Raw genomic sequence first — 16,255 nt, 5'->3', positions numbered from 1 at the left:
CGAGCTTGCTCGCGATGACGGTGTGTCAGCCAACATTAATGTTGAAGCTGATGACCTCATCGCGAGCAAGCTCGCTCCCACATTGGACCGCTTATTGAACGGTTGGAGTCTCGCCAGCCGCCTGCATGCGTTGCAGCTCTTGTGCGTACAGCGCGTCGAAGTTCACCGGAGCCAGCATCAGCGCCGGGAACGAACCGCGGGTGACCAGGCTGTCCAGGGTTTCGCGAGCGTACGGGAACAGGATATTCGGGCAGAACGCGCCGAGGGTGTGGCTCATCGACGCGTCGTCGAGGTTCTTGATCAGGAAGATCCCGGCCTGTTGCACTTCAGCAATGAACGCCACTTCGTCGCCGTTCTTCACGGTGACGGACAGGGTCAGTACGACTTCGTGGAAGTCGCCTTCCAGAGCCTTTTGACGGGTGTTCAGATCCAGACCGACGCTCGGTTCCCACTGCTGGCGGAAGATGGCCGGGCTTTTCGGTGCTTCGAAGGACAAGTCACGTACATAGATGCGCTGCAAGGAGAATTGCGGTGCGGTTTCTTCTTCGCTAGCTGCAGTGTTCTGTTGGTCAGTCATCTCAGATCCTTTCTGATCTTGGGGTCTTATAGGGAAGGCATTCAGGCCTTGAGCATGGCGTCGAGCTTGCCGGCGCGCTCAAGGGCAAACAAATCATCACAACCACCCACGTGGGTGCTGCCGATCCAGATCTGCGGCACGGACGTACGTCCGGCCTTCTGAGCCATGGCGGCACGCACCTGCGGCTTGCCATCGACCTTGATCTCTTCGAAGGCCACGCCTTTGTTCTCGAGCAGGTATTTGGCTCGCGAACAGTAAGGGCAGTAATCGCTGGAATAGACGACGACGTTGCTCATATCACTTCACCAGCGGCAGGTTGTCGCCTTTCCAGCTGGAAATACCGCCGGAGAGCTTGGCGGCGGTGAAGCCGGACTTCATCAGTTCGCGGGCATGCGTGCCGGCAGTCTGGCCCATGGCGTCGACCAGGATGATGGTCTTGGCCTTGTGCTTTTCCAGTTCGCCGACGCGAGCGGTCAGTTTGTCGTGAGGAATGTTCACCGCGCCAACAATGTGACCGGCGGCGAAATCCTTGTTCGAGCGAATGTCGATTACAACGCCCGCGTCCTTGTTGACCAGCCCGGTCAGTTCACCGGTGCTCAGGCTGCGGCCGCCGCCTTGCATCTGATAAGCGATCAGCAACGCCAGCAGTACGACGAAGATACCGACGAGCAGATAGTGGTTAGTGGCGAATTGAATCAGGTTAGCAACCATCGAAGGAGGTTCCAGGGCGTTAAAATGTCGGCCAGTATACACAGCCACTATGGTGGGCCAAACCCCGTCCGGCGGTGACGCCGTCGGAACTTAGCTTTAAACTGCCACTCCCTTTTCCATCGCCCTCTTTTAACTCAGCCACGAGTGGAATCCATGACTACCACGCCTAAACCTTTGGTCCTGATTATTCTCGACGGCTTCGGTCACAGTGAGAGCCCTGAATCCAACGCCGTGTTTGCGGCGAAGAAGCCCGTACTGGACCGCCTGTGGGCCACCGTGCCGAACGGCCTGATCTCGGGCAGTGGCATGGATGTCGGCTTGCCGGATGGCCAGATGGGCAACTCCGAAGTCGGCCACATGAACCTCGGCGCCGGCCGCGTGGTGTATCAGGACTTCACACGCGTGACCAAATCGATCCGCGATGGCGAGTTCTTCGAGAACCCGACCATCTGCGCCGCTGTCGATAAAGCCGTCACTGCCGGCAAAGCCGTGCACTTCATGGGCCTGCTGTCCGATGGCGGCGTTCACAGCCACCAGGATCACCTGGTTGCCATGGCCGAACTGGCCTTCAAGCGCGGCGCTGAGAAAATCTACCTGCACGCCTTCCTCGACGGTCGCGACACGCCACCGAAAAGCGCTCAGTCGTCCATCGAACTGCTGGATGCGGCCTTCCAGGCCCTCGGCAAAGGCCGGATCGCCAGCATTGTCGGCCGTTACTTCGCCATGGATCGCGACAACCGTTGGGACCGCGTGTCCCAGGCTTACAACCTGATTGTCGATGGCAACGGCGAATTCAACGCTGCCACCGCTCAGGAAGGCCTGCAAGCGGCGTACGAACGTGGCGAAAGCGACGAATTCGTCAAAGCCACCAGCATCGGTGAGCCGGTGAAAGTCGAAGACGGCGACGCCGTGGTGTTCATGAACTTCCGCGCCGACCGCGCCCGTGAACTGACCCGAGTGTTCGTCGAAGACGATTTCAAGGAATTCGAACGTGCCCGCCAGCCGAAACTGGCCGGCTTCGTCATGCTGACCCAGTACGCCGCCAGCATTCCCGCCCCATCGGCCTTCGCCGCGGGCAGCCTGGACAACGTGCTGGGCGACTACCTGGCGAAAAACGGCAAGACCCAACTGCGCATCGCTGAAACCGAGAAATACGCCCACGTGACTTTCTTCTTCTCCGGCGGTCGCGAAGAACCGTTCCCGGGCGAAGAACGCATCCTGATCCCGTCGCCAAAAGTCGCCACTTATGACTTGCAGCCCGAGATGAGCGCCCCGGAAGTCACCGACCGCATCGTCGATGCCATCGAAAACCAGCGCTACGACGTGATCGTAGTCAACTACGCCAACGGCGACATGGTCGGTCACAGCGGTGTGTTCGATGCGGCAGTAAAAGCTGTTGAATGCCTCGACCTGTGTGTTGGCCGCATCGTCGATGCGCTGGAAAAAGTCGGCGGCGAAGCGCTGATCACTGCCGACCACGGCAACGTCGAGCAGATGTCCGACGAATCCACCGGCCAGGCGCATACCGCCCACACCACCGAACCGGTGCCGTTCATCTATGTCGGCAAGCGTGACTTCAAGGTTCGCGACGGCGGCGTGCTGGCGGATGTGGCACCGACCATGCTGATGTTGATGGATCTTGAGAAACCTGCCGAGATGACTGGCACTTCGATCCTGGTGTAATCAGCCTTCCAAACGCCACCAAACCCTGTGGGAGCGAGCTTGCTCGCGATAGCAGTCTGACAGCCAACAACCATGTTGAATGTTAAGACGCCATCGCGAGCAAGCTCGCTCCCACATTGGTTTTCAGTGTTTTTCAGCCCGGTTATCACACAGCCCCAATTGGGCGTTTTTTTTGCAGCGCTTGGCGGGCATACTAGGCCGTCCCTTTCCCTGGTGTCGCCCGCCTCTATGCTTCGCGTCCTGATAGCCCTTGCTCTGACATGCCTGCTCCAACCGGCCTTTGCTGACGAGCGCGCGCAAACCCAACAACAGTTGGACGCCACGCGTCAGGACATTGCCGAGCTGAAAAAGCTGCTGGGCAAGCTCCAGGAAGAAAAATCCGGTGTGCAGAAAGACCTCAAAGGCACCGAGACCGAGATGGGCAAGCTCGAGAAGCAGGTCGATGCCCTGCAAAAAGAGCTGAAGAAAAGCGAAGCCGAGCTGCAGCGACTCGATGCCGAGAAAAAAAAACTCCAGAGCGCGCGCATTGAACAGCAGCGACTGATCGCCATTCAGGCCCGCGCGGCCTATCAGAACGGCCGTCAGGAGTACTTGAAGCTGCTGCTCAACCAGCAGAACCCGGAAAAATTCGCCCGCACCCTCACCTATTACGACTACCTGAGCCAGGCCCGCCTGGAGCAGCTGAAAAATTTCAACGAAACCCTGCGCCAACTGGCCAATGTCGAAAAAGACATCGCCATGCAACAGGCGCAATTGCTGGTGCAGAAAAGCAGCCTCGACAGCCAGCGTGATGAACTCGACAAAGTCCGCAAGGAGCGTCAGCAAGTCCTGGCCAAGCTCAGCGACGACGTGAAGGCCCGCGATCAGAAGCTGGCCGCCCGCGAGCAGGATCAGGCAGACCTGTCTAAAGTTCTTAAAACCATTGAAGAAACCTTGGCCCGTCAGGCCCGAGAGGCAGAAGAAGCGCGGCAAAAAGCGCTGATCGCCCAGCAGGAAGCCGAAAAAAAGCGTTTACGTGAGGCTCAGGCTGCAGCAGACGCAGACACCACTGATGCCCCACGCAAACCCGTTAAATCGACACCCGGCGCCCTGGTATCAAGTTCAGGTGAGGCCTTTGGCGGCCCCTTTGCTTCAAGCCGGGGAAAACTTCCCTGGCCAGTTGATGGTCGACTGCTTGCACGCTTTGGCGAAACCCGTGGCGACGACGCCCGCACCAAGTGGGACGGCGTGATGATCAGCGCCTCCGCCGGCAGCCAGGTGCACGCCGTGCATGGTGGTCGTGTGGTATTCGCCGACTGGTTGCGAGGCGCCGGGCTGCTGGTGATTCTCGACCACGGCAACGGTTTTTTGAGTCTTTATGGTCACAACCAGACGCTGCTCAAGTCTGCGGGTGACGTGGTAAAAGCCGGTGAGTCCATCTCCACTGTGGGTAGCAGTGGCGGGCAGGACACACCAGCGCTGTATTTCGCTATTCGTCAGCAGGGTCACCCGAGTGATCCGGCGCAATGGTGTCGCGCGCAAGGATAAGCACGCGACCTAATTCAGGAGTTCGTTCGACATGCTGCATTTGTCCCGCCTTACCTCGCTGGCCCTGACGATCGCCCTGGTGATCGGCGCGCCTCTGGCGTTCGCCGCTCAACCGGCCCCGGCAGTCGCGCCTGCGGGCACTGCTGCGACCACCAAGGCGCCGTTGCCTCTGGAAGAGTTGCGCACCTTTGCCGAGGTCATGGATCGGATCAAGGCCGCCTATGTCGAACCGGTGGACGACAAAACCCTGCTGGAAAACGCCATCAAGGGCATGCTCAGCAACCTCGACCCGCACTCCGCCTACCTGGGCCCGGAAGACTTCGCTGAGTTGCAGGAAAGCACCAGCGGCGAATTCGGCGGCCTGGGCATCGAAGTTGGCGCCGAAGACGGTTTCATCAAGGTCGTTTCACCGATCGATGACACTCCGGCCTCCAAGGCTGGCATTCAGGCCGGCGACTTCATCGTCAAGATCAACGGCCAACCGACCCGCGGCCAGAGCATGACCGAAGCCGTGGACAAGATGCGCGGCAAGATCGGCCAGAAAATCACCCTGACCCTGGTGCGCGACGGCGGTACACCGTTTGACGTGACCCTGGCCCGCGCCATCATTCAAGTGAAGAGCGTGAAGAGCCAACTGCTGGAGTCCGGATACGGCTACATCCGCATCACCCAGTTCCAGGTCAAGACCGGCGAAGAAGTCTCCAAGGCCTTGGCCAAGCTGCGCAAAGACAACGGCAAGAAGCTCAAAGGCATCATCCTCGACCTGCGTAACAACCCGGGCGGCGTGCTGCAAGCGGCGGTTGAAGTGGTCGACCACTTCATCACCAAGGGCCTGATCGTTTACACCAAGGGTCGTATCGCCAACTCCGAACTGCGCTTCTCCGCCACCGGCAAGGACGAAAGCGAAGCCGTGCCAATGGTCGCACTGATCAACGGCGGCAGCGCCTCGGCCTCGGAAATTGTCGCCGGCGCCTTGCAGGATCAGAAACGCGCTGTGGTCATGGGTACCACCAGTTTCGGCAAAGGCTCGGTACAAACCGTGCTGCCGCTGAACAACGAGCGCGCACTGAAGATCACCACGGCGCTGTATTACACGCCGAACGGCCGCTCGATCCAGGCTCAGGGCATCGTCCCGGACATCGAAGTGCGCAAGGCCAAGATCACCAACGAGCAGGACGGCGAGTACTTCAAGGAAGCCGATCTGCAAGGTCACCTGGGCAATGGCAACGGCGGTGCCGACAAACCGACCAGCTCCAGTGGCAAAGCCAAGGCAATGCCGCAGGATGATGACTACCAATTGGCCCAGGCCCTGAGCCTGCTCAAAGGGTTGAGCATCACCTCCGGCCGCTGAGATGCGCCTGCGGTTAGTCCTCGGTCTGGTGTGTTGTCTGGCGGGTGCTGCTCACGCGGCGCCCGCCCCTCAAAAGGCCTACATCACTCTGATCATCGATGACCTGGGGCAGAACCTGCCCCGGGATCGCCGCGTGCTCGCCCTGCCCGGTCCGGTGACCGCGGCGATCATGCCTGACACACCCCACGCCACCGAATTCGCCCGCGAAACCCATCGCGCCGGCAAGATCGTTATCCTGCACATGCCCATGGACCCGGCCACCGGTCCGTTTGCCTGGCATCCCGACTTGCCCATCGACGAGCTTAAGAAACGCCTGAACGCAGCGCTCAAGATCGTGCCCTACACCGCCGGCATCAACAACCACATGGGCAGCCGCATGACCGTTCAGCAACCGGCCATGGCCTGGCTGATGGCGGACTTGCAGCGTCGGCACAAGTTCTTCGTCGACAGCCGCACCAGTGCGCAAACCGTGGCGGCGGCCGAGGCGCAGAAGATTGGTTTGGCGAGCGTTTCGCGGGATGTATTCCTGGATGACGAGCCCACTGAAGCCGCGATTTTTACTCAGCTACAGACGGCTATCAGTCTGGCGCGCAAACAGGGTTCGGCAGTGATGATCGGTCACCCTTATCCGCAAACTTTGGCGGTGCTGGAGCGCGAGTTGCCCAAGCTCAAGGCTCAGGGCATTGAGTGGATCGATATCAAGTCGATGATCGGACTGCGCGGCAATCGCGCAACTGCCGCGCATGGGAAGGACGGTAATTACCGACTGCCGCAAACCCAGTAATTTCACTGCAATTAGTTAGTTAATTTCAAACTTTATCAGCGCCGATAAATTACCACCCCCACTCACCCTCCACTCGCCACCTCTTCACAATCGGATACACATCAACAACTAACACCCCCTCACTTCAATTTAAACTTCTTTCGCACCACAGCAACATCCAACTTTATTTACATCCACGCTCACAACCAAGGATCGGTTATGAATTACAAGTCTATTGTACGTACAACTATTCCCCTAATAGCACTCACATTCTCCCTGGCCTCTTGCGCCTACACTGTTCCCAAGCCACCGGAGCCCATCCTGCTCAGTAATGGTGACGGACAATACACCCACTGGAACGGCATTGGAGCTACATTTAAGGATAACGACCGCTATTGCACGGCAAGTTTGCTTGATACTCGCGACGCAATGGGTACCTCTACAGGCCCTGCTTACCTATTGACCAATGGGCACTGTGCTTCAATCATCTCCGGCACAGCAGTCGATACTCCATTCAACGGCCAGGTACAGTTCAACTTTTTCCACGATACGATGGAAGGCGCCAAGCGTTACGACATCCACAAGGTAAACTGGGCCAGCCTCGCCAGTTCTGATGTCGCTGTCCTGGAACTGACCGACTCGCTGGATACACTGCTGAAGGACGGAATTACGCCACTCAAGCTAGCGTCTACAGCGCCTGCAGAACCGCGCCCAATTCAAGTCCTTGGCGTACCTGCAATCGCCCCCGGCCTCAGGCTGTCAACCTGTACCCTAGAGCCAACTAACACCACATTGATCAAGTACTTGACCGTCCACACCGATTACCAGAAGCACGACTGCAAGGGTATTGCACCAGGCTCTTCAGGTTCTCCCGTTCTTGATGCGGCGACAGGAGAAGTTATCGGTGTATTGTCCGGAACGACTTATGGTATCTCAACGGATGATTTATGTTTCTGGCATGCACTTTGTGGAAATAATCAAAAAAAATCCATCTTGCCTGATCAGGCAAGCCACAGCTTTCCTGTTGACTATCTTTCTTACTGCTTCACCAATGGGCGTTTTAATACGGACGCCCAATCGTGCACAATAAACCCAAACTTTAACTTCAAATCCAAAAGAAACGCTGACATCACACTTCATAGAAAACCCGTCGACCACAATGATCAAGCACCTGTCTGGGATGTCGACTTTTCGATGAGCACCGCTTTCTATCGCTTTAAAACTGTACGCGACGCACACGCTTGTTATTTTTCTGATCACTATAGCCACCCGATCAGCACAGCCAATGCGAAAATTGATGCAGAGATCGGCCGAGAGGAAGGTTTGTATTATCTTTGCCTGGTGGGTGTCGAGTCAGCCGAGCAACGACCTAGCGTCGGATTACGCAGAAACACCCAAATACTGTCTGCCCGGCTAACCGAACCGACTTTCGCCACACTACCTGAACCAACTGTCACATTTAGATTCTCAGAGAAGTATGTTTCTGTCGACTGGTTCGAAAAGTCTTCCCGTTCCATTTGGACTCGATACTACGATAACGACCTGGGCGAACGTAATTGCGCTGATATAGATCGCAGGGAGTATGCACAAACAGATAATGGACTTGCTATTCCACTGGAATTTCTTCCGGTGACGCTTTGCAGTTACATCGAGGACAGGAATTTTAATACTTCCGAGGTACACACAGTCCTGGTGCAAGCCCCGACAACGGTCACAGATACCGCGCCATGAAGTCGTCTACCACGCCTTCCTTGCGCAACTGATCCGCGCAGCCTGAAGCTTGGCGACTATCTCGTCCGACAGTTCAGTGCCAGATAAAGTTGGGCACTGTTGAAACGCAGCACGGTCTTGAGACCAGTCACACCATCCTGCCGAGCGAGGTAACGGCCGGCAGGATCACCCGTCGCCCAAAGGTCGATCTGACCGTTGACCCGCTTCTTCGCATTGTCCTGATCGCGCACCACCACAGCGCACTCGAGGCAATAACTATCTATGTCTCCGGGCACAATGATGCGTGCCAGGATAGGACTCACTCTGAATTTCATCACCAAGGAATGGCCATGAAATGCATTAGACATCTGTCCGCCTGGGGACTTGCCTGCCTCTTGGCCGCGAGCCCCTCTGCACACGCACGAGACCTGGGAGAAGGCGCTGCCAACAACTCAGGTTCAAAAGCCCTTCAAAACAGTAACAACCAATACGCAATCTGGAGCGGCATCGGACGCCTTGCTCACCGCTCCGGCGCGTCCTGCACCGCCGCTCTTCTTGATACCAGAAACAGGCAAGGCAAAGCGGTGGGGCCGGCCTATCTGATTACCGCCGGCCATTGCGTTGTCTTTGCGTACGGCACCGCACGCACGGACGAACCCATCGAAGCGAACATCACCTTCAACTACTTCCATGACACGCCCAAGCATCACATTACTTACCCGGTTCGAATTGCTCGCTGGACCAGCATGGCGGGTACCGACCTGGCGATACTCGAGGTTGGGACTTCACTGGCAACCCTTATAAAGAAGGGTATCAACCCACTCAATCTCGCCAGCCATCAAAGCTTCGAAGCCCATAACGTACTCAACCTTGGTGCACCCGCGGGCTATCTAGAGAAAGGGTTACGCTTGAGCGCCTGCTCAGAAGAGACGGCCGGAACTTTCATTGATCATCCAGGCGTATTTTCGCAGGCCATGAAAAACCTCTGCGATTTGCGTGGTGGTAGCTCTGGAAGCCCGATGCTTGATCGCCAGACCAATGAAATCACCGGCATCGTCAGCAAAGTTACCGCCAGGTTAAAAAAGGAGGCATCGCCTGATTGCACAACGGCAGCCTGCCAGGCGGCCACCTTTAATTACAGCTACCCGGCCAACTTCCTGCATCAGTGCTTTATCGCGGGTGTTTTCGATGTCAATGCGCCGGACTGTTCACTCAAGCCTGTGAATCTTACGGTTACGCAGCCTTGGAACATCAAGCCTTATGTGCACACGCAAAAAAACACTGCTGGGCAAATTACGTTACCAACGTGGAATTTCAGGTTTTCGCTTGACGATCCGTTCTATCGCTATAAAGCCGTGCGCAACGCCAGAGACTGTCAAACACGTCGCAACTACAGCGACGCCATTCACTCCGAAGATGCCTACATCAACAACGACATAGGCCCTCAACCCGGTACGCATGCGCTATGTATCATCGGTGCCGCCTCGCAAGAGCAACCACTCACCCAGTCATCGTTGAAAAATGCTTTTACCCACGCGGTGTATTTGACCTCCGCCGAGCCGATGCCCAGCATCAGCCCGGATTACCGTGTCACCTGGGAACTCTTGCATGCGGAATTCATCCACAATTTCTTCTACTCAGCCCCCGCTGACGGTCAGCACTGTGGCGACATTGATGACCCTCGTTACAAGCCTGCTCCCGAGAGCATCACCTTCGCCGAAGAACAATTGCCGGTCATGCTGTGCAGTTACGTTCGCAATCGTTCCGGACAACCGTCATCGATACGCACCGACCTGATTGAACAGCCCTAGAGATATCGCGCCATGATGTCGTCCACCATGCCTTCCTTGCGCAATTGATCCAGCGCGGTCTGAAGCTTGGCGACGATTTCGTCGGACACGTCTTTGTTCAGCGCCAGATAAAGTTGGGCACTGTTGAAACGCAGCACGGTCTTGAGACCAGTCACACCATCCTGCCGAGCGAGGTAACGGCCGGCAGGATCACCCGTCGCCCAAAGGTCGATCTGGCCGTTGACCAGTTTTTTTGCGTTGTCCTGATCGCGCAACACAACGATTGGTTTCAGTCCTTGCTTGGCCAGCGTCTCGGCAATCGCATCGCCCTTGTAGGCGCCAATCTTGAATTTGCGCGCCTGCTCCAGCGACTCAAGGCTGATCTTGCTATCGGCCTTGGCCAGCATGATCCAGTCATCCGGCCCGATCGGGCCAACCCACTTGAAGAGCTTTTCGCGATCCGGCAGCCGCGCCATCACAAACACGCCGTAACCCGGTTTTTCCAGGGCGATCTTGTAGATTCGCTCCCAAGGGAAACGTAGCGTCAGGCTGTAGGTGATGTTGGCTCGTTTGAACATCTCGCAGACGATGTCCACGGCGATGCCATTGATGTTCTCGTCCTGAGCGAAATTTTTGCCGTTCTTCGCCATGTTGTAGGGCGGGAAGTTTTCCGTCAGCAGCACCAGGTCGGTGGCGGGACTTTCTTCGGCGCGGGCTGCGTTGATGAGCAACAGAGAAGCGCTGGCGAGGACAAGAAGAAGGCGTTTAAGCATGTCTGGCTACCGAGATCCATGGCGTACCCAAGAGTGCCCTGAGCCCGCCATGATGTCCACTGGCCTGTATCGGTTTGTTTAGCGCATCACGATTCCGCGATGGGCCATGTAGGCCTTGGCTTCCTGCACGGTGTATTCGCCGAAGTGGAAAATACTCGCCGCCAATACCGCACTGGCGTGACCTTCGATAATCCCGTCGGCCAAATGCTGCAGGTTGCCGACGCCGCCGGACGCAATCACCGGAATCCCCAATGCATCGCTGATGGCGCGGGTAACGCCCAGGTCGAAGCCGTTTTTCATGCCGTCCTGGTCCATGCTGGTCAGCAGGATTTCACCGGCGCCCAGGCCTTCCATCTTCTTCGCCCATTCAACGGCGTCGAGACCGGTTGGCTTGCGACCGCCGTGGGTGAAGATTTCCCAGCGCGGGGTCTCGCCCGGGCCGGAAACCTTCTTCGCGTCGATGGCAACGACGATGCACTGCGAACCGAAATGCTGAGCCGCTTCACCGACGAATTCCGGGTTGAACACCGCGGCGGTGTTGATCGACACCTTGTCCGCGCCGGCATTCAGCAAGTTGCGAATGTCCTGCACGGTGCGCACGCCACCACCCACGGTCAGCGGGATGAATACCTGGCTGGCCATGCGTTCGACGGTATGCAGCGTGGTGTCGCGACCGTCGACGCTGGCGGTGATGTCGAGAAAGGTAATCTCGTCGGCACCCTGCTCGTCGTAGCGACGGGCGATTTCCACCGGGTCGCCGGCGTCGCGGATGTTCTCGAACTTCACACCCTTGACGACCCGGCCGTTATCCACGTCCAGGCAAGGGATGATGCGTTTGGCCAGCGCCATGGTCAGTCCTCAGCCTTTGTACGAATCGCAGAAAGCTTGCGCTTCAGCGACGTCGAGGGTGCCTTCATAGATCGCCCGGCCGGTGATCGCGCCGATGATGCCTGGCGCCTTGGCGTCGAGCAGCGACTTGATGTCACCGAGGTTGTGGATGCCACCGGAAGCGATGACCGGAATCTTCGTCGCAGCGGCCAGCGCAGCGGTGAACGGTACGTTGCAGCCCTGCATCATGCCGTCTTTGGCGATGTCGGTATAAACGATCGCGGACACGCCGTCGGCTTCGAATTGCTTTGCCAGGTCAATCACCTGAATGGTGCTGATTTCAGCCCAGCCGTCGGTCGCAACGAAACCGTCTTTGGCATCCAGACCGACGATCACTTTGCCCGGGAACGCGCGGCAGGCTTCAGCTACGAAAGCCGGATCTTTCACAGCTTTGGTGCCGATGATCACGTAGCTCACGCCCGCTTTGACGTAGTGTTCGATGGTTTCCAGAGAGCGGATACCGCCGCCGATCTGAATCGGCAGGTTCGGGTAGCGCTTGGCGATGGCGGTGACCACTTCGCCGTTGACGGGCTGGCCTTCGAAGGCGCCGTTCAGGTCGACCAGATGCAGACGACGGCAACCGCCCTCCACCCACTTGGCAGCCATGCTCACCGGGTCATCGGAGAACACCGTGGAATCTTCCATGCGGCCCTGGCGCAGACGAACACAGGCACCGTCTTTGAGATCGATAGCGGGAATAATCAGCATCTGGCAAACCTTCAAATTCGATTGTTCAGCTTCGCTCGAAAATCAGTTTTTCTCGAGCGCCCACAAGTCGCTTTCGATGCTTTCGAACCTTTCTTTAAGGTGCGTCTGCACATCGAAAATCGCCCTGTTGTAATAGTGCGGTGCAATTTCACGGGTAAACAGCTCAAGGATTTCAGCCGCTTCGAACGAACCCAGGTCCAGTTCGAAGCGATCTTCCATAAAGCGTTTGATCTTGTGATTGGCCTCGTTCTCCTGTTCGGGAGTGAGGGTCAGGATCGGCGGCTTCTTCTGGGGGCGCGTCATCATTCATTTCCTGGCTTGCGTTGTCGCCTAAGCGCGTGCCAGGCAAGGCGCAAACCGTAGCTAATGGCCACTCCCTTAGCAAGGTTTGCAACGCAGCATGGCGCGCGCTTAGGCACAACCCGAAGGGCCGGGCCTGTCATTGCGCAGGGCTGCGTTACTCGTCGTTCATTTGAAACGACCAAACCACACTCCTCGCGCCTTGCCCTGCGCAATGACAGGCTCCGGCGCAAGCCAGGAAATGAATGATGACGCGCCCCTTTGGCCATTTACCAGCGACCATCCCACGCGGCGAAGTTCTGCAGCAATTGCAGGCCATGGGTATGGCTCTTCTCCGGGTGGAATTGCACGGCGAAACGCGAGCCATCGGCCAGCGCCGCAGCGAAATCGACACCGTAGTGACCGCCGCCCACCACCTGCCGCGCATTGCCGGCAGCAATGTAGTAGCTGTGCACGAAGTAGAAACGCGCCAGGTCCGGAATGTTGTGCCACAGCGGGTGATCCACCGTCTGCTTCACTTCGTTCCAGCCCATGTGCGGGACTTTCAGGTGTTCGCCGTCTTCGTGCAGGTCTTTGCCAAAGAACTTCACCGCGCCCGGAAACAGGCCGATGCAGTCGACGCCGTCGTTCTCTTCACTGCTGTCGAGCAAGGCTTGCATGCCGACGCAGATGCCGAGGAATGGACGGTCCTGGCTGACTTCACGCACCAGCGAGTCGAAGCCCAGGCGACGGATCTCCGCCATGCAATCGCGAATCGCGCCGACGCCGGGGAATACCACCCGGTCGGCTTCGCGAATCACATCGGCATCGCTGGTGATCAAGACCTTGCCGGCACCAACGTGCTCGAGGGCCTTGGCCACCGAGTGCAGGTTGCCCATGCCGTAATCGATAACCGCGACCGTCTGCATTACAGAACGCCTTTGGTCGACGGCATCTGACCGGCCATGCGGTCATCGAGCTCTACAGCCATGCGCAGTGCGCGGCCGAAAGCCTTGAACACGGTTTCGATCTGGTGGTGGGTGTTGGTGCCACGCAGGTTGTCGATGTGCAGGCTGACGAGCGCATGGTTGACGAAGCCCTGGAAGAATTCCTGGAACAGGTCAACGTCGAAACCGCCAACGGTGGCACGGGTGTAGGGAACGTGCATCTGCAGGCCAGGGCGGCCGGAGAAGTCGATCACCACGCGCGACAGCGCTTCATCGAGCGGCACGTAGGCGTGGCCGTAGCGACGGATGCCTTTCTTGTCGCCGATGGCTTTGGCGAAGGCCTGACCCAAAGTGATACCGACGTCTTCCACCGTGTGGTGGTCGTCGATATGCAGGTCGCCCTTGCTGACAATATCCAGGTCGATCAGCCCGTGACGGGCGATCTGGTCCAGCATGTGCTCAAGAAAAGGAACACCGATATCAAATCGGGCCTTTCCGGTGCCATCCAGGTTGATCGAGGCTTTGATCTGGGTTTCCAGAGTGTCGCGCTCGACTGACGCCTTACGTTCGGCCATCACCAGCTCCGCAAAATCATTGGGCGAAAAAGGCAACCATTATAGGGGCGCGGGCGCCAAACAGAAACACGGGAGGTGATATGACTGACGGAGTGAATCCCGTGCTGTCGGGGATAGACATGTCCATACAAGCGGTTTCATTGCAAAACCGCAAAATAAATGTGGGAGCGAGCCTGCTCGCGATGAGGCCTCCACATTCAACATCTCTGTCGACTGTCAGGCCGCTATCGCGAGCAGGCTCGCTCCCACAGGGGTGATGCGTTTACTTAGTGGAACAGGACAGCCGTCTTTTGCAGGGTCACCCAAACACCCCACGCCAACGGAATACCCACCACCAGCCATGCAGCCACTGCCAAAGGCTTGGTGCCCGCATCCGCTTTCCACTCCAAAACGGTGCTGCTGTCAGCACCCTTGTCGTGGCCCAGCGCCTGTTCGGCAGCCAGTTCAGCGTCGGTCATGAAGTACTTGTCGGCCACCGGACGCACCAGCAGGTTGCAGATGAAACCCAGCACCAGCAGGCCCGCGAGGATGTACAGGGTGATGTCGTAAGCCGCGGCGCGTTCAACGCCGATGCTCAGCTGATACTCACGCAGGTAGTTCACCAACACCGGACCCAACACGCCCGCCGCCGCCCAGGCAGTCAGCAGTCGACCGTGGATCGCGCCGACCATTTGCGTACCGAACAGGTCCGCGAGATACGCAGGCACCGTCGCAAAACCACCGCCGTACATCGACAGAATGATGCAGAAGGCCGCTACGAACAGCGCAACGTTGCCCAGGTGACCGAGGTTAGGGATCAGCGCGTACAGCGCGAAACCGAGGGCGAAGAACACGAAATAGGTGTTTTTACGACCCAGGTAATCCGAGAACGAAGCCCAGAAAAACCGACCACCGATGTTGAACAGGCTCAACAGACCGGTGAAACCGGCAGCGATGGCAGCAATCGAGGCCAATTGCGCGGCGTCCAGCTGACCAAACGTCTGGTCAGTGCCGAGCAATTTGCCAGCGAAGACTTCCTGCAACAGTGGCGATGCCATGCCGAGGATGCCGATACCCGCCGAAACGTTCAGGCACAGCACCAGCCACACCAGACGGAATTGCGGGGTTTTCCACGCCACGTTCACGTGGACGTGACGGTGGGTGATCATCGCGTTGGAAGCTTTTTTCGCCGGGGCGGTCCAGCCTTCAGGCTTCCAGCCGGTTGGCGGCACGCGGTAGGACAGTGCGCCACCGATCATGAACACGAAGTAGATCGCGGCCATCACCAGGAAGCTCTGCCATACGCCGACGCTGGTCGGCGAAGCGAAGTGACCCATCAGCGCCGCGGCCAGCGGAGCACCGACCATCGCGCCACCACCGAAACCCATGATCGCCATGCCGGTCGCCATGCCGCGCTTGTCCGGGAACCACTTGATCAGGGTCGAGACCGGCGAGATGTAACCCAGCCCCAGGCCAATACCGCCAATGACCCCGGAGCCGATCCACATCAGCCATATCTGGTGGGTATAGACCCCCAGCGCTGAAATCAGCAGACCGCCACACCAGCACAGTGCCGATACAACGCCAGCCTTGCGTGGCCCGGCGTGTTCCAGCCAGCCGCCCCAGATGGCAGCCGAGCAACCGAGGAAGATGAAGAACAGGGTGTAGATCCAGCCGAGCATCGAGATCGGCCAGTCACATTGGGACGAGAAGACTTGCGAGATGAAGCTCATGTCCGGCGCGCAGGCCACTGCCTTGGTCACACCCAGGGCTTTGGACAGTGGCAACCAGAACACCGAAAAGCCGTAGGCCATGCCGATGCACAGGTGGATGGCCAAGGCGGCCGGTGGTACCAACCAACGGTTGAAACCGGGCTTGGCGATGATGCGTTCCTTGGACAGGAACGCGGGCTGGTCGACTTTGAGGTCGTCCGCCGTGATGCTCGTGGTCATTGTGTATCCCCCAATTATTAGAATGGTTCGTCAGCGCTCCTC

16 protein-coding genes and 1 pseudogene are annotated in these 16,255 nt (G+C 58.0%); 6 read left to right on the top strand and 11 right to left on the bottom strand.

What is annotated here, in order from left to right:
• Nucleotides 1-91: 91 nt before the first annotated feature.
• From secB to ACA056_RS01515, 3 genes are read right to left on the bottom strand one after another with little or no spacing between them, the layout of a single operon-like run.
• A complete protein-coding gene (secB, locus tag ACA056_RS01525) occupies nucleotides 92-577 on the bottom strand; it encodes a protein-export chaperone SecB (RefSeq protein WP_007949026.1) in 486 nt (161 codons plus the stop codon).
• 41 nt (nucleotides 578-618) lie between these two features.
• On the bottom strand, nucleotides 619-873 hold the full coding sequence (gene grxC / locus ACA056_RS01520; RefSeq protein WP_008149430.1) for a glutaredoxin 3: 255 nt from the start codon (nucleotides 871-873) through the stop codon (nucleotides 619-621).
• 1 nt (nucleotide 874) lies between these two features.
• Nucleotides 875-1,288, bottom strand: a complete 414-nt coding sequence (locus ACA056_RS01515) for a rhodanese-like domain-containing protein (RefSeq protein WP_497269983.1) — start codon at nucleotides 1,286-1,288, stop codon at nucleotides 875-877.
• A 153-nt stretch (nucleotides 1,289-1,441) separates the two neighbouring features.
• Here ACA056_RS01515 and gpmI point away from each other — a divergent pair, with 153 nt between their 5' ends.
• The 5 genes from gpmI (at nucleotide 1,442) to ACA056_RS01490 (ending at nucleotide 8,343) form a co-directional block, all read left to right on the top strand.
• On the top strand, nucleotides 1,442-2,971 hold the full coding sequence (gpmI, locus tag ACA056_RS01510) for a 2,3-bisphosphoglycerate-independent phosphoglycerate mutase (protein WP_497269981.1): 1,530 nt from the start codon (nucleotides 1,442-1,444) through the stop codon (nucleotides 2,969-2,971).
• A 228-nt stretch (nucleotides 2,972-3,199) separates the two neighbouring features.
• On the top strand, nucleotides 3,200-4,498 hold the full coding sequence (locus ACA056_RS01505) for a murein hydrolase activator EnvC family protein (RefSeq protein ID WP_497273475.1): 1,299 nt from the start codon (nucleotides 3,200-3,202) through the stop codon (nucleotides 4,496-4,498).
• A 31-nt stretch (nucleotides 4,499-4,529) separates the two neighbouring features.
• On the top strand, nucleotides 4,530-5,849 hold the full coding sequence (locus ACA056_RS01500; protein ID WP_123366997.1) for a S41 family peptidase: 1,320 nt from the start codon (nucleotides 4,530-4,532) through the stop codon (nucleotides 5,847-5,849).
• 1 nt (nucleotide 5,850) lies between these two features.
• Nucleotides 5,851-6,633 carry a divergent polysaccharide deacetylase family protein gene (locus tag ACA056_RS01495; RefSeq protein WP_497269979.1) on the top strand — a complete coding sequence of 261 codons (783 nt, stop codon included), beginning with the start codon at nucleotides 5,851-5,853 and terminating at the stop codon, nucleotides 6,631-6,633.
• A 198-nt stretch (nucleotides 6,634-6,831) separates the two neighbouring features.
• Nucleotides 6,832-8,343, top strand: a complete 1,512-nt coding sequence (locus ACA056_RS01490; protein WP_497269977.1) for a trypsin-like serine peptidase — start codon at nucleotides 6,832-6,834, stop codon at nucleotides 8,341-8,343.
• Here the strand turns inward: ACA056_RS01490 and ACA056_RS01485 are convergent.
• Nucleotides 8,324-8,591: pseudogene (locus ACA056_RS01485) on the bottom strand (transporter substrate-binding domain-containing protein); the annotation flags it as partial. The gene ACA056_RS01490 and the pseudogene ACA056_RS01485 sit on opposite strands and share 20 nt — an antisense overlap.
• Before the next feature lie 81 nt (nucleotides 8,592-8,672).
• Here ACA056_RS01485 and ACA056_RS01480 point away from each other — a divergent pair.
• Nucleotides 8,673-10,133, top strand: a complete 1,461-nt coding sequence (locus ACA056_RS01480) for a trypsin-like serine peptidase (RefSeq protein ID WP_497269975.1) — start codon at nucleotides 8,673-8,675, stop codon at nucleotides 10,131-10,133.
• On the opposite strand, the gene ACA056_RS01475 is transcribed toward ACA056_RS01480, so the two are convergent.
• The 7 genes from ACA056_RS01475 to ACA056_RS01445 form a co-directional block, all read right to left on the bottom strand.
• Nucleotides 10,130-10,885, bottom strand: coding sequence for a substrate-binding periplasmic protein (locus tag ACA056_RS01475; protein WP_497269973.1), 756 nt, complete (start codon nucleotides 10,883-10,885; stop codon nucleotides 10,130-10,132). The two genes, ACA056_RS01480 and ACA056_RS01475, sit on opposite strands and share 4 nt — an antisense overlap.
• A 78-nt stretch (nucleotides 10,886-10,963) precedes the next feature.
• A complete protein-coding gene (gene hisF, locus ACA056_RS01470) occupies nucleotides 10,964-11,734 on the bottom strand; it encodes an imidazole glycerol phosphate synthase subunit HisF (RefSeq protein WP_007972752.1) in 771 nt (256 codons plus the stop codon).
• Between the two features lie 9 nt (nucleotides 11,735-11,743).
• A complete protein-coding gene (gene hisA, locus ACA056_RS01465; RefSeq protein ID WP_033058290.1) occupies nucleotides 11,744-12,481 on the bottom strand; it encodes a 1-(5-phosphoribosyl)-5-[(5-phosphoribosylamino)methylideneamino]imidazole-4-carboxamide isomerase in 738 nt (245 codons plus the stop codon).
• Between the two features lie 42 nt (nucleotides 12,482-12,523).
• Nucleotides 12,524-12,784, bottom strand: a complete 261-nt coding sequence (locus tag ACA056_RS01460) for a DUF2164 domain-containing protein (protein WP_497273474.1) — start codon at nucleotides 12,782-12,784, stop codon at nucleotides 12,524-12,526.
• Nucleotides 12,785-13,050: 266 nt separating this feature from the next.
• Nucleotides 13,051-13,689: an imidazole glycerol phosphate synthase subunit HisH gene (hisH, locus tag ACA056_RS01455; protein ID WP_123511214.1), complete on the bottom strand. Its 639-nt coding sequence runs from the start codon at nucleotides 13,687-13,689 to the stop codon at nucleotides 13,051-13,053.
• Nucleotides 13,689-14,282: an imidazoleglycerol-phosphate dehydratase HisB gene (hisB, locus tag ACA056_RS01450; RefSeq protein ID WP_003218037.1), complete on the bottom strand. Its 594-nt coding sequence runs from the start codon at nucleotides 14,280-14,282 to the stop codon at nucleotides 13,689-13,691. The genes hisH and hisB overlap by 1 nt, the downstream gene beginning before the upstream one ends.
• A 266-nt stretch (nucleotides 14,283-14,548) precedes the next feature.
• Nucleotides 14,549-16,213, bottom strand: coding sequence for an OFA family MFS transporter (locus tag ACA056_RS01445; RefSeq protein WP_497269970.1), 1,665 nt, complete (start codon nucleotides 16,211-16,213; stop codon nucleotides 14,549-14,551).
• Between the last annotated feature and the right edge of the window lie 42 nt (nucleotides 16,214-16,255).

The organism is Pseudomonas sp. LBUM1666 (assembly GCF_059695775.1).
This window is presented reverse-complemented; position numbering and strand designations above follow the sequence as displayed.

Excerpts from the sequence above, each read along its gene's own strand:
- secB (WP_007949026.1), bottom strand. The coding sequence starts at position 577 with ATGACTGACCAACAGAACACTGCAGCTAGCGAAGAAGAAACCGCACCG.
- grxC (WP_008149430.1), bottom strand. The coding sequence starts at position 873 with ATGAGCAACGTCGTCGTCTATTCCAGCGATTACTGCCCTTACTGTTCG.
- ACA056_RS01515 (WP_497269983.1), bottom strand. The coding sequence starts at position 1,288 with ATGGTTGCTAACCTGATTCAATTCGCCACTAACCACTATCTGCTCGTC.
- gpmI (WP_497269981.1), top strand. The coding sequence starts at position 1,442 with ATGACTACCACGCCTAAACCTTTGGTCCTGATTATTCTCGACGGCTTC.
- ACA056_RS01505 (WP_497273475.1), top strand. The coding sequence starts at position 3,200 with ATGCTTCGCGTCCTGATAGCCCTTGCTCTGACATGCCTGCTCCAACCG.
- ACA056_RS01500 (WP_123366997.1), top strand. The coding sequence starts at position 4,530 with ATGCTGCATTTGTCCCGCCTTACCTCGCTGGCCCTGACGATCGCCCTG.
- ACA056_RS01495 (WP_497269979.1), top strand. The coding sequence starts at position 5,851 with ATGCGCCTGCGGTTAGTCCTCGGTCTGGTGTGTTGTCTGGCGGGTGCT.
- ACA056_RS01490 (WP_497269977.1), top strand. The coding sequence starts at position 6,832 with ATGAATTACAAGTCTATTGTACGTACAACTATTCCCCTAATAGCACTC.
- ACA056_RS01480 (WP_497269975.1), top strand. The coding sequence starts at position 8,673 with ATGAAATGCATTAGACATCTGTCCGCCTGGGGACTTGCCTGCCTCTTG.
- ACA056_RS01475 (WP_497269973.1), bottom strand. The coding sequence starts at position 10,885 with ATGCTTAAACGCCTTCTTCTTGTCCTCGCCAGCGCTTCTCTGTTGCTC.
- hisF (WP_007972752.1), bottom strand. The coding sequence starts at position 11,734 with ATGGCGCTGGCCAAACGCATCATCCCTTGCCTGGACGTGGATAACGGC.
- hisA (WP_033058290.1), bottom strand. The coding sequence starts at position 12,481 with ATGCTGATTATTCCCGCTATCGATCTCAAAGACGGTGCCTGTGTTCGT.
- ACA056_RS01460 (WP_497273474.1), bottom strand. The coding sequence starts at position 12,784 with ATGACGCGCCCCCAGAAGAAGCCGCCGATCCTGACCCTCACTCCCGAA.
- hisH (WP_123511214.1), bottom strand. The coding sequence starts at position 13,689 with ATGCAGACGGTCGCGGTTATCGATTACGGCATGGGCAACCTGCACTCG.
- hisB (WP_003218037.1), bottom strand. The coding sequence starts at position 14,282 with ATGGCCGAACGTAAGGCGTCAGTCGAGCGCGACACTCTGGAAACCCAG.
- ACA056_RS01445 (WP_497269970.1), bottom strand. The coding sequence starts at position 16,213 with ATGACCACGAGCATCACGGCGGACGACCTCAAAGTCGACCAGCCCGCG.